12 protein-coding genes and 1 pseudogene are annotated in these 13,563 nt (G+C 73.4%); 10 read left to right on the forward strand and 3 right to left on the reverse strand.

From position 1 onward, the window contains the following. The first annotated feature begins 169 nt into the window (after positions 1–169). Positions 170–1,765 (forward strand): alpha/beta hydrolase, encoded by a 1,596-nt coding sequence (locus tag ACQB60_RS09100; RefSeq protein ID WP_496925320.1) that lies wholly within the window; start codon positions 170–172, stop codon positions 1,763–1,765. Positions 1,766–1,878: 113 nt separating this feature from the next. Here ACQB60_RS09100 and ACQB60_RS09105 read toward each other — a convergent pair whose 3' ends face one another. From ACQB60_RS09105 to ACQB60_RS09115, 3 genes and pseudogenes are all read right to left on the reverse strand, one after another. Continuing rightward, positions 1,879–2,241 carry a PIN domain-containing protein gene (locus tag ACQB60_RS09105; RefSeq protein ID WP_496925321.1) on the reverse strand — a complete coding sequence of 121 codons (363 nt, stop codon included), beginning with the start codon at positions 2,239–2,241 and terminating at the stop codon, positions 1,879–1,881. A gap of 22 nt (positions 2,242–2,263) precedes the next feature. Next, positions 2,264–2,521 (reverse strand): annotated as a pseudogene (locus tag ACQB60_RS09110) (ribbon-helix-helix domain-containing protein); the annotation flags it as partial. Between the two features lie 48 nt (positions 2,522–2,569). Continuing rightward, a complete protein-coding gene (locus ACQB60_RS09115; RefSeq protein WP_496925322.1) occupies positions 2,570–3,463 on the reverse strand; it encodes a LysR family transcriptional regulator in 894 nt (297 codons plus the stop codon). A gap of 162 nt (positions 3,464–3,625) precedes the next feature. Here ACQB60_RS09115 and ACQB60_RS09120 point away from each other — a divergent pair, with 162 nt between their 5' ends. From ACQB60_RS09120 to ACQB60_RS09160, 9 genes are all read left to right on the forward strand, one after another. Further along, the gene (locus tag ACQB60_RS09120) at positions 3,626–4,087 is read left to right on the forward strand and encodes a pyridoxamine 5'-phosphate oxidase family protein (RefSeq protein ID WP_496925323.1); all 462 of its coding nucleotides are present in this window, start codon (positions 3,626–3,628) and stop codon (positions 4,085–4,087) included. Positions 4,088–4,215: 128 nt separating this feature from the next. Next, positions 4,216–5,610 (forward strand): ATP-grasp domain-containing protein, encoded by a 1,395-nt coding sequence (locus ACQB60_RS09125; RefSeq protein ID WP_496925324.1) that lies wholly within the window; start codon positions 4,216–4,218, stop codon positions 5,608–5,610. A 1-nt stretch (position 5,611) separates the two neighbouring features. Further along, positions 5,612–6,880, forward strand: coding sequence for an MFS transporter (locus tag ACQB60_RS09130; protein WP_496925325.1), 1,269 nt, complete (start codon positions 5,612–5,614; stop codon positions 6,878–6,880). 239 nt (positions 6,881–7,119) lie between these two features. Next, complete coding sequence (locus ACQB60_RS09135) at positions 7,120–8,946, forward strand: GH3 auxin-responsive promoter family protein (protein ID WP_496925326.1); 1,827 nt, start codon at positions 7,120–7,122, stop codon at positions 8,944–8,946. Next, on the forward strand, positions 8,943–9,800 hold the full coding sequence (locus ACQB60_RS09140) for an alpha/beta hydrolase (RefSeq protein ID WP_496925327.1): 858 nt from the start codon (positions 8,943–8,945) through the stop codon (positions 9,798–9,800). The genes ACQB60_RS09135 and ACQB60_RS09140 overlap by 4 nt, the downstream gene beginning before the upstream one ends. Continuing rightward, complete coding sequence (locus ACQB60_RS09145; RefSeq protein ID WP_496925328.1) at positions 9,797–11,014, forward strand: enolase C-terminal domain-like protein; 1,218 nt, start codon at positions 9,797–9,799, stop codon at positions 11,012–11,014. Before ACQB60_RS09140 ends, ACQB60_RS09145 begins: the two co-directional genes overlap by 4 nt. Further along, positions 11,011–12,243 carry an aminotransferase-like domain-containing protein gene (locus ACQB60_RS09150; protein ID WP_496925329.1) on the forward strand — a complete coding sequence of 411 codons (1,233 nt, stop codon included), beginning with the start codon at positions 11,011–11,013 and terminating at the stop codon, positions 12,241–12,243. Before ACQB60_RS09145 ends, ACQB60_RS09150 begins: the two co-directional genes overlap by 4 nt. A 59-nt stretch (positions 12,244–12,302) precedes the next feature. After that, positions 12,303–13,088: a carbon-nitrogen hydrolase family protein gene (locus ACQB60_RS09155; RefSeq protein ID WP_496925655.1), complete on the forward strand. Its 786-nt coding sequence runs from the start codon at positions 12,303–12,305 to the stop codon at positions 13,086–13,088. 63 nt (positions 13,089–13,151) lie between these two features. Beyond that, entirely contained in the window at positions 13,152–13,556 is a 405-nt protein-coding gene (locus tag ACQB60_RS09160) for a RidA family protein (RefSeq protein WP_496925330.1), read from the forward strand. Positions 13,557–13,563 lie beyond the last annotated feature (7 nt).

Raw genomic sequence — 13,563 nt, forward strand, 5'->3', positions numbered from 1 at the left:
GCAACGACATGCGCGAGTAAACCGTGAGCACAGCGGTGGTCAGTCCCGTTGGTAGCAGGCGATTTCAGACCGAATCCCTTTGAATCCCTCCTTCCGGGACGCCGATTCCGGGACGATGCGGCCAGGGCCGCGGCACCCGCGGCCCCAACCCTCCGTCTGGGGAGGCCAGATGAAGAAACGCGCAGTCGCTCTGTGCGGGATCGCCGCGCTCACCGCGGGCATGGTCGTGACGACCACGGCCGCGGGCGCCGATGCCGAGCCAGACCGGTCGACCTCGCGCACCACCACGCACCTGACCTGGAAGAAGTGCGGTACGGCGGACTATCCGGCGCTGCAGTGCGCGTCGTTGAAGGTGCCGCTCGACCACGCCGACCACGCGGGGCGGCAGATCACCCTCGCCCTGTCCCGCATCCCGCACGCCGCGAAGAAGTCCCAGGGCCCGCTCCTGGTGAACCCGGGCGGCCCCGGCGGCAGCGGGCTCACGCTCGCCGGGTTCGTGGCGAAGAACCTGCCGAAGAAGGTCGCCGCGCAGTACGACGTCATCGGCTTCGACCCGCGCGGCGTCGGCAAGAGCGAGCCGGCGCTCGACTGCAAGCCGGGCCACTTCGACCCGGTGCGGCCGCCGAGCGTGCCGACGACGAAGGAGATCGAGCAGGCGAACAAGAAGCGCGCGGCGTCCTTCGCCAACGCCTGCGACGACAAGTACCGCGACATCCTGCCGTTCATCGACACGGTGAGCACCGCCAAGGACCTGGACCTGATCCGGGCGGCGCTCGGCGCGAAGAAGCTCAACTACTTCGGCTACTCGTACGGCACCTACCTGGGCGCGGTCTACGCGAAGTACTTCCCGCACCACGTCCGTCGTCTCGTGCTCGACTCGATCGTCGACCCCGACGGCGTCTGGTACCGGGACAACCTCGACCAGGACTACGCCTTCAACGCCCGGCACCAGGCGTTCATGGCGTGGGTCGCCAAGTACGACGCGACGTACAAGCTGGGCAAGGACCCGGCGAAGATCGAGGCCAAGTGGTACGCCATGCGGAAGGCGGTCACCAAGAAGCCCGCGGGCGGCAAGGTCGGCGCGGGCGAGCTGGAGGACACGTATCTGCCCGGCGGCTACTTCAACGGCTACTGGCCGTATCTGGCCGAGGCGTTCTCCGCGTACGTGAACAAGCACGACGCGGACCCACTGGTCGAGGCGTACGAGAACTTCGCCGCGATCGACGCCTCCGGTGACAACGGCTACAGCGTCTACGCGGCCGTGCAGTGCCGGGACGCCTGGTGGCCGCGCGACTGGAACCACTGGCGCCAGGACAACACGAAGGTGCACGCGAAGGCGCCGTTCACCACGTGGAACAACGCCTGGTACAACCTGCCGTGCCTGTACTGGTCGGTGCCCCCGCTGAAGCAGGCCGACGTCAGCAACTCGTCGCTGCCACCGGTGCTGCTGTTCCAGGCCACGGACGACGCGGCCACCCCGTACGGCGGCGGCGTCAGGATGCACCAACTGCTGCGCGGCTCGAGCCTGGTCGTCGAGCAGGGCGGCGGCAACCACGGCATCACGCTCAGCGGCAACGCGTGCCTGGACAAGTACCTGGCGACGTACCTCGACACCGGCAAGGTGCCGCGCAGCGGCGGCGAGATCGACGCGGTTTGCGCGAAACTCCCGGACCCGAAGCCCCTGAGCACGAGGGGCTCGTCCGGGCCCTCGTCCGGGTCCACGGGCGGGGCGGCCCTGCACGGGCTGCTCGGGTTCCGGGGCTGAGGGCGCGAAGTCGATTCGGCGCCACCCGCTCTCCTGCAGGCCCCCGGTAGAGGAGGACCTGGGGCCTGCAGATCCCTCGCGATGCCGGGGACTTGGTTACAGAAGATTCCGCATCAGAGCGGGAGGTCGTCCGGGAGCACCCGGAACGCCTTGTGGTGACCCAACGGACGGACGGCCCGGAAGGCTCGTCGGTCGAGGGTGAGGATCGCGTCCGTGTCGTAGTCGGCGGCAAGCGCCACGTTCACCGCATCGGCGAGGTCCAAGTCCAGGTCCAGCGCGCGGTAGCGGACACGGACGGACTGGGCGGCACCCAGGTGGTCCTCAGTGATCTCCGGCATGACCACACATCCCCGGCTCATCCAGCGCCGCAGATCGTCGACCGCGCTGAGAGCGGCTTCCCTGCCAAGCTCACGTGTGGCGACGTGATCGAATTCAGCCAGCAACAGCGGAGACATCACCAGCAAGCCGGCCGCCATGATCGCCTCGTTGGCCGCTGAGTGTTCCGGGACCTGAGTCGGTCTCACGCCGGACAGAGTCGGCGACTACCTCCCGGACCTCCGACGTGGACGGCGTGCGCCCAGAACCTTCGAAAGTCCGCGAGAACAGCGGCTCGTCCCAGACCCGGTTCGCCATGGCCGCAAGGTGAATGCCCTGGCGGATGATCTCGGCCTCGCTCATGCCTCGGCGCTTGGCGGCCTCCTTGATGATCGCCAGGTCCTCGGGGTCCGCGTAGACGTTGGTGCGCTTCATGGACATGCACCAAGCATGACCCCTGTACCAGTTTGATGTATGCCCATCATCGCGTCAGCGACACGATTCAGGCTCCGCTCCGGTCACGTACTCCGCGAACCTGGCGAGTACGGGATTCGGGTCCTCCGCGCGCCGCACGAAAGAGACGGCGTAGCGGGGCGGGGTCTCGGTGAAGCGGTGGATCGTGACCTCGGGCGGGCAGAGTTTGCGGGCCCGGCCGAGGTCCATCACCGAGACTCCGGTCCCCTCGGCGACCGACGCCACGACCTGCTCGAAGTCCGGCTCCTCGGCGACGATGTGCGGCGGCCGGTCCGGCCAGACGTCGGCGAGGAGCTCCTCGTAGAGGACCGGGCCCGCCTCCCTCGGCCACAGCACGACCGGCAGTCCGCGCAGGTCGCGGCGGGTGAGGCGGTCGCGGTCCGCGAGGGGGTGGCCGGGGGGCGTGATCACGGCGGCTTCCTCCTCGGCCATGACCGTGGCCTCGATGCCCGGTTCGCGGATCACCCCGCGCACGAAGGCGGCATCCAGGTCGCCGTCGGCCAGGCGCCGCAGGCACCAGGACGACATGCCGGTGGTGACCGAGACCGCGACGTCGTCGTGGTCCTTGCGGAAGGCGCGGATCAGGCCGGTGACCCGGTCGTCGGCGCCCGATCGCGAGTAGGCGAGCCGCAGCCGCCCGTGTCTGCCGTCGGCCACCGCCCGCACCCGGTCGGCGAGTTCACCGGCCGCCGTGAGGAGTGGTTCGGCGCCGTCTTGCAGCGCCTGGCCTGCCGGGGTCAGGGTCACACCCTGCGGGGTGCGGTCGAGCAGGGACACCTTCAGTTCCTGCTCCAGGACCTTGATCTGCTGACTCAGGCCGGGCTGCGCGATGTTCAGCTCCGCGGCCGCCCGCCCGAAGTGCCGGTGCCGGGCCAGCACCACGAAGTACTTGAGTCGGCGCAGCTCCATGACGGCATCCTAAGAAGCCTCCGTGCGGCCGGGCCAGCCGTGCCGTACAGACTTCATGGGCTGTACACACAGTCACCCCGGCGGACCCGATAAGCAACGGTGATCGGGGGCGAGAAAACGTCTATTGGACCCGCGTCCGGGTGCCCCGCAGGCTGGGACGACATGAGCGAGCGGGGGAGAACGGGAAGTGACGTACGGATGCGGCCGATGGAAGCGGCGGAGCGCGAGGCGTTCCTGGCCGAGGTGCGCGTGGCCGTCGTCAGCGTCGCGGGTGAGGACGGCCGGGCACCGCTGTCGGTGCCGATGTGGTACGCCTACCGGCCCGGCGGCGACATCACGCTGATCACCCCGCTGGACAGCCGCAAGGCCCGGCTCCTGGAGCGGCACCGGCGTCTCTCGCTCTGTGTGCAGGACACCGAGCCGCCGCGCAGCTACGTCACCGTCGAGGGGTCCGTCGTGGAGTTCCGGGCCCCCGCCACCGAGGCGGAGCGCCGCGCGCTCGCGCACCGGTATCTGGGGGTGGAGGCGGGCGACGCCTTCGTGGACGGGAGCGCCGGTGCCACCGCGCGCTCGGTCCTCATCCGCGTACGGCCGCTCTCGTGGCTGTCACGCGGCCCGGCCTGAACCTCGCCGCGACCGCGCCGCGCCGTACTGCCGCAGCCGTCTCCTCGCACCACCCTCACCTCTCACCTCTCACCGCCCGCGTGTCCGCACCACGCCCGCCTGCCGGGCGCGAACAAAGGGAGACCGAGGTGGCCCACCTCGTATTCGTCGAGATCACCGCGCTGGGCGTGCAGTCCATCGCGTACGCCAAGCGGCAGGGGCACGAAGTGACCTTGCTCCGCTCACCGTTGTACGACTTCATCACCCCGCCCGCCGAGCGCGCCGAGGCCGAGCGGCTCGCCGACCGCACCCTGTACGCGCCGGACCTGCAGGACGCGGAGGTGCTCCGCGCGCTGCTCGCCGAGCACGGGACGGGGCCCGGCGACGTGGACGCCGTGCTCTCCACGCTGTCGCTGTGCGTGCTGCCCGCCGCCCGGCTCGCCGAGCGGCTCGGCGCCCGCGGCACGCCGTACGAGGGTGCCGCCGCGGCCCGGGACAAGGGGCGCTGCCGGGAGATCCTGCGGGCGGCGGGCGTGCCCAGCCTGGGCTTCGCGGTGGTCACCGCGCTCCCCGAGGCGCTGCGGGCCGCGGACACCATCGGCTATCCGGTGGTGATCAAGCCGGTGTCCGGCGTCGGCAAGGCGGTCACCAGCATCGTCGCGGACGCGGCGGGGCTGCGGGCCCACTTCGCTGCCGCCGCCGAGGAGTTGCGCGCGATGGAGCCCGGCCTTGCCGCCGAGCTCGACGAGCGCTACATCGTCGAGGAGCTCGCGGTCGGCGAGCTGTACTCCGTGGAGGTCGCCGCCGACGGGGAGCGGTTCACGCCGCTGGTCGCGGTGGGCCGCAAGATGGGCCGCGACAACCCGGTCCTTGAGCTCGGCTGCACGGTGCCGTCCGGGCTCCTGGCCGCGGAGGAGGCCGAACTCGGCGCGTACGCGGCGGAGGTGTGCCGGGCGCTCGGGCTCGGCCTCGGGATCTTCCATGTCGAAGTCATGCGTACGGAACGGGGGTTCAGGCTGATCGAGACCAACCCGCGGATCTCCGGGGGTTCGTTGCCCGACTCGGTGCGCCTGGCCACCGACCGCAACCTCTTCGAGATCCTGGTCGACCTCTTCCTGGGCGCGCCGACGCCCTCGGGTCCGCTGCCCTGGCGGCGGGCGGCCAGCCACACGTTCCTGGCCGCCGCGCACGACACCGTCGTACCGGCCGACCTGCCCGCCGACTGGTTCGAGGAGTTCCGGCCGCGCCTGCACTCCGGCTTCAGCCGCGCCGTCCCGGGCGGCCGACTCCGGGCCATGAACGGCAACTTCGACCCCTTCGGCCTGATCCGCGTGCTCGACACGGACCCGGACCGCGCAGCCGAGGAGTGCGCGCGGGTGCGCGGGGACATCGAGAAACGCCTCGGCTTCCCGCTGACGGCCGTGGCGGAAAGAGCGCTGACAGGAGCAGGGGCAAGGGCAGGGGCAGGGGCAGGAGCAGGAGCAGACGCAGGGGCAGACGCAGCGGCAGCGGAACCAGTGGCGGCGCAGGGCGGCGGGCGCTGACATGTCCACCACCCCCCACCCCACCACCACTCTCCTCCGCTACCTCCTCACCGCCTCCCTCGTCCGCACCGCCAGCGGCGGCGCCGCCGTCGGGCTGTTCAGCCTGGCCGTCCGGGGCAGCGGGGGCGCCGGACTCGGCGGGCTGCTCGCCGCCCTGCTCACCGCGCCCTACGTCGCCGGGCCGTGGCTGGCCGGGGTGCTCGACCGGGCGCGCGACGGGCGCCGGGTACTGGCCGTCTCCTTCGTCGTGTTCGGGGCCGCGCTGGCCGCGGCCGCGCTGTCGCTCGGCCGGGTCCCGGCCGCCTTCGTGGCCGTGCTCGTCGGTGTCGCCGGGCTGTGCGGGCCGCTGGTCACGGGCGGGCTGAGCAGTCGGCTCGCCGCCCTGGACGGGCTCGCGGCGCGGGCGCAACGGCGGGCCGAGGGCTGGGACTCGGCGACGTACGGCATCGGCAACACGCTCGGCCCGGCGGCCGTGGGTGCCGCGGGCGCGGCCCTCGGACCGCGCGGCGCCGTGGTCTGTCTCGGCGCGACGGCGGTGCTCGCCGCGTTCGCCGTGCTCGGCCTGCCCGCCGTCGAACCGGCCGGCCGGGGCACCGGCGGGCGCGGGGCCGAACCCCTGCGCGTCCGCCAGACGTTCCGCGTCATCGCGTCCGTCGGACCGCTGCGCCGCGTCATGCTGGCGATGGCGCTCACCGCGCTCGTCGCGGGCGGCATCACGGTGCTCGCGACCACCCTGGGGCGGCAGCTCGGCGGGGGCGCGGGGGCGGGCGCCGCGCTCGCCGCGGTCTACGGGTTCGGCTATCTCGGCGGCTCGGTCCTGGTCGGCATCGTGCCGCTGCCGGGCGAGCCGGAGCGGACCTCCCTCGTGCTGGTCGCGGTGAGCGCGGGCGCGGTGGCCTGCTGTGCCGTGGCGCCGGGCTACGCCCTGGCGGTGGCCGCGTTCGCCGCCGCCGGTGCCGCGAGCGCCCTGCTGTTCACGGCGACGCTGGCGGTGCGGTCGGTGTACGCGCCGCCCGCCGCACGGGCGCAGGTGTATGTGTCGATGGGGGCCCTGAAGATGGCGGTGTCGTCGGCGGGCACCGCCGTGGCCGGCAGCCTGATGGGACTCGGTCCGCGCACCCTCCTCGGCGCCGGAACGGCCGTCACGCTGCTGGCCCTTGCCGCCGTCCTCGCCGACCGGCGGCTCGCCCTGCGGCGCACCGAGCCTGAAATGGACGGGATTTCATCGGCACGCAACAGTAGCGGCCGATTTCCCTCAGAAGTTTCTTGACGAGCCGACCACCGACCACAAATAATTGTGGTCATGCGACAGGGAACTGACGGACCGGGGGCAGCGTCAGCGGAATTCTTCCGCAGCTGTCCTCGCTCATCCTGTCGCTTTTCCCGCTGATCCCGCCACACCTCCGCGCACTACCGTGCGCCGCCGCGCCTTTTATGCGCCGCCTGGCGGTTGAACTGCAGCAACATAATTTCTGCATCTGCACCCGCGACTCCCACCCAAGGACAGACATGGCAGCCATTGCCGCACCCGCAGTGCATCTGACCAATGTTCTACCGTCGCCTCACGAGGCCGTTCCCACTCCCTGCTCCTGCCACTCTTTCGGTATACGCACTCAGCATTCCCTGCACATACAACGGAAACTATTCGAGAATCCGATCGGCGCCGCCCGATCGGTATTCGATGACATTCTCGACCAGTGCGCGCCGACCGAGTTCGGGCGGACGCACGGGCTGTCCCGGGTCCGCACGCTCGACGCCTGGCGGCGGGCGGTGCCCATCCAGCAGTACGAGGACATCGAGCCGTACGTGGCCCGCGCCCGCGAGGGCCGCCCCGCCGTCCTCACCCGCAGCCATCCGTATGCCTACTTGAAGACCTCGGGTTCCAGCGGCACCCCCAAGCACGTCCCGACCACCCGGCATTGGCGCGACCGCTACCGCGGACCCGCCCTGTACGCGCAGTGGGGCCTGTACTTCGAGACGCTCGCCGCCGCCGACGCCCGCGCGGGACGCCCCGCCTCCGCCGCGCATCTGCCGCAGGTCCTCGACCTGTCCTGGGAGCGCACCGCGAGCCGCCCCGGCCCGGACGGCGGCCCGCCCGCGTACAGCATCTCCGGCCGCCCCGCCGCGGTCAGCTCCCGCGACTGGCTGCCGCCGTGGTACGACGAGCCATGGCTCATCGGTGACCCCGGGGAGCCCTGGGACGCCGCCCTGTACCGGAAGGTGAGGCTGCTCGCGGGCGCCGGCGTACGGGCCGTGGTCGCCCTGAACCCGTCGAAGATCATCAGCCTGGCACAGACCCTGGCCGCGCACGGCGAGCGCCTGGTCGCGGACGTGCGCGACGGGACACTGAACGGGCGTCCGCATCCGGCGCTCGGCCCGGACCGGGAGACCGCCGACCGACTGGACGCCGTCCTGAAGGCGCGGGGCGGAGCCGCGGGCCTCACCGACCTGTGGCCGGGCCTCTCGCTCGCCGTGGCCTGGAACTCCGCGTCCGCCGCCCTGTACGGGGACTGGCTGGAGGAGGTCCTTCCCGGGGTGCCGCGGCTGCCGTTCAGCACGACCGGCACCGAGGGCATCGTGACCCTGCCCGTCGACGGCCACCCGTCGGCCGGTCCGCTCGCCGTCGACCAGGGCGTGTACGAGTTCGTCCCCGTCGAGGACACCGACGGCGCCGAGTCCCTCGCCCCGGACGCCGAGACGCTGCTCTTCGACGAGCTGGAGAGCGGCCGGGAGTACCGCCTCGTGATGAGCCAGGCCAACGGGCTGCTGCGGTACGACGTCGGGGACGTCTACCGGGTCGTCGGCCACTACGGCGCCACGCCGCGCCTGGAGTTCACCGGGCGGGCCGGCTTCCGCGCCTCCTTCACCGGCGAGAAGCTCACCGAGACACAGGTCCACCAGGCCGTCGTCGAGTCACTGCCCGAACGCCTCGGCGGCAGGCCCCTGTTCACCTGCGTGCCGGTGTGGGGCGCCCCGCCGCGCTACCACGTCGTCGTCGAGGGCGCGGCCGGGCTGGACGCCGCCGAGCTGGAGGCGTTCGCGCACGCCGCGGATGCCGCGCTGCGCCGCATCAACATCGAGTACGGCGAGAAGCGCGCCTCCCGGCGCCTCGGCCGGATCGAGATCACCGCCGCCGACTGGGGCGCCTTCGCCCGGGCCGAGGAGCGCAGGCGCGCCCGCGGCACGTCCTCCAACCAGATCAAGCACCACTGGCTGCAGCGCGACACCGGCCTCCTTGACGCCCTGCGGGAGCGCGGCCTGCTGCGCGCGAGCACCGAACCGGCCGTCCTCAGCGACCGCAGAAGCCCCGCCGAGGGGACCGGTGCCGCCCGATGACCACGACTCCCCTCCCCACCCCCGTGACCTCCGAACTCACCGCCGCCGACGGCACCGTCCTGTCCCTGCGCACCTGGCTGCCCGACGGCCCCGCCCGCGCCGCCGTGGTGTACGTCCACGGCATCCAGAGCCACTCCGGCTGGCTCTTCGAGACGGGTCCTGAACTGGCCGCCCGCGGCGTCGCCGTGCACGCGGCCGACCGCCGGGGCAGCGGGACGAGCACCGGCCCGCGCGGCCATCTGCCCTCCGCCGAACAGGTCCTCGACGACTACGCCCGGCTCCTCGCGGACGTCCGCGCCCACGCCCCCGGCATCCCGCTGACCGTCGTCGGCCAGAGCTTCGGCGGCAGCGTGCTGGCCGCCCTGGTGACCCGGGACCTGGTGCCCGCCGACGCCCGGCTGGTGTTCTGCGCCCCGGCGCTGGGCCAGCAGCGGGCCCGGCAGGACTCCGGCGCGCTGGCGGCCCTGCGCACCGGCGGCGGCCTGGCCACGACGCCGCTGTCCCTGACCGACGCCGACTACACGGACGTCACGGAGTACCTGGACTTCATGGCCAACGACTCCCTGATGGTGCGTCAAATCACCGCGTCCACGCGCTCGGTGATGGTGTGGCTGGAGGACGTGTACATGCGCGGCGGCACCTGGGACGAGCGCGTCACGGGCCCGGTGCACTTCGTCCGTCCCGGCCACGACGCGATCATCGACCTCGACACCTCCTGGACGGTGCTGTCCGGTCTCACCCGGCACGCCACGCCGGTCGAACTGCCCGGCTCGGCGCACTACGTCGAGTTCTCCGCCGACCGGCACACGTACTGGGACTGGCTGGCCGCCACGGCGATCGGGGGCGCCGCGTGACCGAGCGGCCCGCCCTCGACGTCTACACCGCCCGCGTCCCCATGGCCCGCCCCTTCGCCCACGCCGCCCACGCGCGCCGCACCTCCGCGTCGGTGCTGGTCCGCTGCTCGCTCGCGGGCGCGACCGGCTGGGGCGAGGGCGCGCCCCGCACGTACGTCACCGGGGAGGACCTGGCGTCGGCGGCCCAGGCCCTCCTGAACACCGAACCCCCGGACTGGGAGGGCGTGTTCACCGGTTCCTTCGAGGACGGCGTACGGGCCCTCGCCGCGCTCGACCTGCCCGGCACCCTGGGCAGCCCGGGGCGCCCGGCCCCCGCCGCGGCGGCCGCCCTGGAGACGGCCCTGCTCGACGCCTGGTGCCGTATCCACGGCCGGGACGCGGCGGACGCCCTGGCGCTCGCGGCCGCCCCGGGAGTCCTGGGATCCGCCCCGCGCATACGGGCGTCCGCGCTGGTCCTCGACTCCAGCCGGGGCCCGGAGCGACTGCTCGGCGCCCTCTCCCCCGAGGCGCTCGCCCACCTCACCCACATCAAGGTGAAGGCCCTGCCCGACCCGCACGGGACGCAGCAACTGGTGCGTCGCGTACGGGAGTTCACCGACCCGGCGGCCACCAGCGTCTCGGTCGACGCGAACGGCGCCTGGGAGGAACCGGCGACCGCCCTGCGCGCCGCCGCCCTGCTCGCCGACCACGTCTCCTGGCTGGAGGAGCCCACCCGGCCCCGTGACTGGGCCACGCTGCACCGCGTCCAGCGCGACACCGGCTGTCCGGTGATGCTGGACGAGTCGGCGGTCGGACCGGCCGACCTCGACTCCGCCCACGCGCACGCCGCGGCCACGTACGTCAACGTGCGCGTCTCCAAGTGCGGCGGCCCGCTGGGCGCCCTGCGGATGCTCGCACGGGCCCGCGCGCTCGGCCTGCACTGCCAACTCGGCGTGCAGGTCGCCGAGGTGGGCCCGCTGTGGGCGGCCGGACGGCTCCTCGCGGCCTGGGCGGCCGACCTGGTCGCCGTCGAGTCCGGCCGCCAGGACGAGTGGTTCGCCCCGGACCTCACCACGCCCGCGTACGCCGTCGACCGCGTCCGCCACCGGGCCGCCCCGCTCCCCGGCCCCGGCTTCGGCCTCACCCCCACCGGGCTGCCGCTGCGCCACATCGGCCGCGCCGGCGCCCCCGCCCGACACCCCGCAACACCCACCACGACAAGGACCTCCGCATGACCACGGCCCTCACCACGCACGCCCCTTCCGCCGCCGCCTCTCCCGCCCCGCCCCCCGCCGACCTGGTCTCCCGCCGCGTCGCGGCCCTCTCCGTCTCCTCGCCGTACGCCGTGCCCGCCCGCAAGCCGGGACCCGACTTCGTCAACCTGGTCGGCGGCGCCCCCGCCGTCGAGGCGCTCCCGCTCGCCGAGATACGCGAGGTCACCCAGGACCTGCTCGCCGGGCCCGACACCGGCGGCCCGGCCCTCGCCTACGGCCCCAACGCGGGCGACCCGGCGCTTCGCCGGCTCATCGCCGACCGCGAGGGCGTGGACCCCGCGCGCATCCTCATCACCAACGGCGGGCTGCACGGCACCTCCCTGGCACTGCAGTCCGTGGCCGAACCGGGCGACGTGGTCGTGGTCGACGACCCGGTCTTCCCCGACACCATCCGCATCGTCGAGCAGACCGGCGCCGACATCCACCCGGTCCCGGTGGGCCCGCACGGCCTCGACGTCGACGTCCTGGAGGAGCGGCTGCGCGGCGGCCTCCGCCCCAAGGCCGTCTACACCGTGCCGGACTTCCACAACCCGGGCGGCGGCCTGCTGCCGCACGCGCGGCGGCTGCGCCTCGTCGAACTCGCCGAGCGCTACGGCTTCTTCGTCCTCTCCGACAACCCCTACCGGGCGTTCTCGCCGGACGGCCGGGCCGAGCCCGACTTCCCGCTCGACAGCGACCGGGTCGTCGTCGCCCACACCTTCGCCAAGACGCTCGGCCCCGGTCTGCGCCTCGGCTGGCTGGTGGCGCCCGAGTGGCTCGCGCCGCACGTCATCAACCTGCGCCGCCGCCTGGACTTCCAGAGCTCGACGCTCTCCCAGGCCATCGCCCGCACCCTGCTCTCCCGCGACGGCTGGTTCGACGCACTCCTCGGCCGCAGCCGGGACCTCTACCGCGAGCGGGCCGGCCTCACCGTGCGCGCCCTGCGCGAGGCCGGCGACCAGCTGGAGTTCGACGACCCGGCGGGCGGCTTCTTCGTATGGGCGCGGGTCAAGGGCGGCGCGGCGACGGCCCGGCTGCTCGCCGAGCGGGCCGAGGAGGCCGGGGTCGTCTACTCGGTCGGCACCTTCTACGACCCGCTCCAGCAGGGCCGGTACGCCGACCACCTGCGCCTCGCCTACTCGCAGGCCCGGCACGAGCACCTGGTGGCGGGGCTGGAGCGGCTGACCGCCGTACTGCGGACGCTGCCGTGACCGCGGCGGCGACCGGGTCGGCGGCGGGTCCGGCGGCCGGACCGGCGGCCGGGCCGGTGCTGCGCGTCGCGCTCGGCCAGCTCGCCGCCACCGCGGACCCGGAGGCCAACCTGGCCCTGGTGGCGAAGGAGGTCGACCGGGCGGCGGCGGCCGGGGCGCGGCTGCTGGTGCTGCCGGAGGCCACCATGTGCCGCTTCGGCGTGCCGCTGCGTCCGGTCGCCGAGCCGCTCGACGGGACGTGGGCGTCGCGGGTGCGCGACCTGGCGAGGGACGGCCGACTGACCGTCGTCGTGGGGATGTTCACGCCCGCGGACGGCGAGCGGGTGCGCAACACGGTGCTCGTGGCGGGCCCGGACGGGCGGCTCGACGCCTACGACAAGATCCACCTCTACGACGCCTTCGGGCACCGTGAGTCCGACGCGGTCGCCCCGGGCGACCGGCCGCTGACCGTGGACCTGGACGGGATCCGGATCGGGGTGGCGACCTGCTACGACATCCGCTTTCCCGGCCTGTTCACCGAACTCGCCGCCCGGGGCGCCCAGTTGACGGTCGTGCCCGCCTCCTGGGGAGCGGGGCCCGGCAAACGCGAGCAGTGGACCCTCCTCGCCCGGGCCCGCGCGCTGGACTCCACGGCGTTCGTCGTCGCCGTCGGGCAGGCCGAACCCGCCGTGCCCCGGGCCGGGGCGGCGCCCACGGGCGTCGGCGGCAGCCTGGCGGTGTCCCCGCTCGGGGAGGTCCGGGCGGAGCTCGGCGACGGCCCGGACTTCACCACGGTGGACCTCGACCTCGGGGAGGTGACCCGGGCGCGGGAGACCGTGCCGGTGCTCGCGAACCGCCGCTGGTGAACCGCCTGCCCCCGGCACAGGCCCGCCGGGGGCGCTGTCAGACCCATGGTCCAGCATGGACGCATGAGTCAACTGGTCTACATCAGCGCCCCCGACGGCGTCGCACCCGCCACCCCGTACACGCACGTGGTGATGGGCACGGGCCGCTTCGTCGCGGTCTCGGGTCAACTCCCGCTGGACGAGCGGGGCGAGCTCGTCGGCGCGGGCGACGCGACGGCGCAGGCCCGCCAGGTCTTCGAGAACCTGCGCCGCTGCCTCGCGGCGGCGGGCGCCACGTTCGCGGACGTCGTGAAGCTGACGTACTTCGTCACGGACATGGCCCACATGCCCGCGATACGCACCGCGCGCAACGAGGCCCTGGACCCCGACCGCCTCCCGGCCGCCTCCGCGGTACAGGTCGCGGGGCTGGTGGGGCCGGAGTTCCTGATGGAGATCGAGGCGTACGCGGTCGTGGCCGAGCAGCGGTAGGCCACGC

This window comes from Streptomyces odontotermitis (genome assembly GCF_050510915.1).
Classification (GTDB): Bacteria; Actinomycetota; Actinomycetes; order Streptomycetales; family Streptomycetaceae; genus Streptomyces.

Bases quoted from the DNA above. Each gene is read 5' to 3' on its own strand.
- ACQB60_RS09100 (WP_496925320.1), top strand. From the start codon at position 170: ATGAAGAAACGCGCAGTCGCTCTGTGCGGGATCGCCGCGCTCACCGCG.
- ACQB60_RS09105 (WP_496925321.1), bottom strand. From the start codon at position 2,241: ATGGCGGCCGGCTTGCTGGTGATGTCTCCGCTGTTGCTGGCTGAATTC.
- ACQB60_RS09115 (WP_496925322.1), bottom strand. From the start codon at position 3,463: ATGGAGCTGCGCCGACTCAAGTACTTCGTGGTGCTGGCCCGGCACCGG.
- ACQB60_RS09120 (WP_496925323.1), top strand. From the start codon at position 3,626: ATGAGCGAGCGGGGGAGAACGGGAAGTGACGTACGGATGCGGCCGATG.
- ACQB60_RS09130 (WP_496925325.1), top strand. From the start codon at position 5,612: ATGTCCACCACCCCCCACCCCACCACCACTCTCCTCCGCTACCTCCTC.
- ACQB60_RS09135 (WP_496925326.1), top strand. From the start codon at position 7,120: ATGGCAGCCATTGCCGCACCCGCAGTGCATCTGACCAATGTTCTACCG.
- ACQB60_RS09140 (WP_496925327.1), top strand. From the start codon at position 8,943: ATGACCACGACTCCCCTCCCCACCCCCGTGACCTCCGAACTCACCGCC.
- ACQB60_RS09150 (WP_496925329.1), top strand. From the start codon at position 11,011: ATGACCACGGCCCTCACCACGCACGCCCCTTCCGCCGCCGCCTCTCCC.
- ACQB60_RS09160 (WP_496925330.1), top strand. From the start codon at position 13,152: ATGAGTCAACTGGTCTACATCAGCGCCCCCGACGGCGTCGCACCCGCC.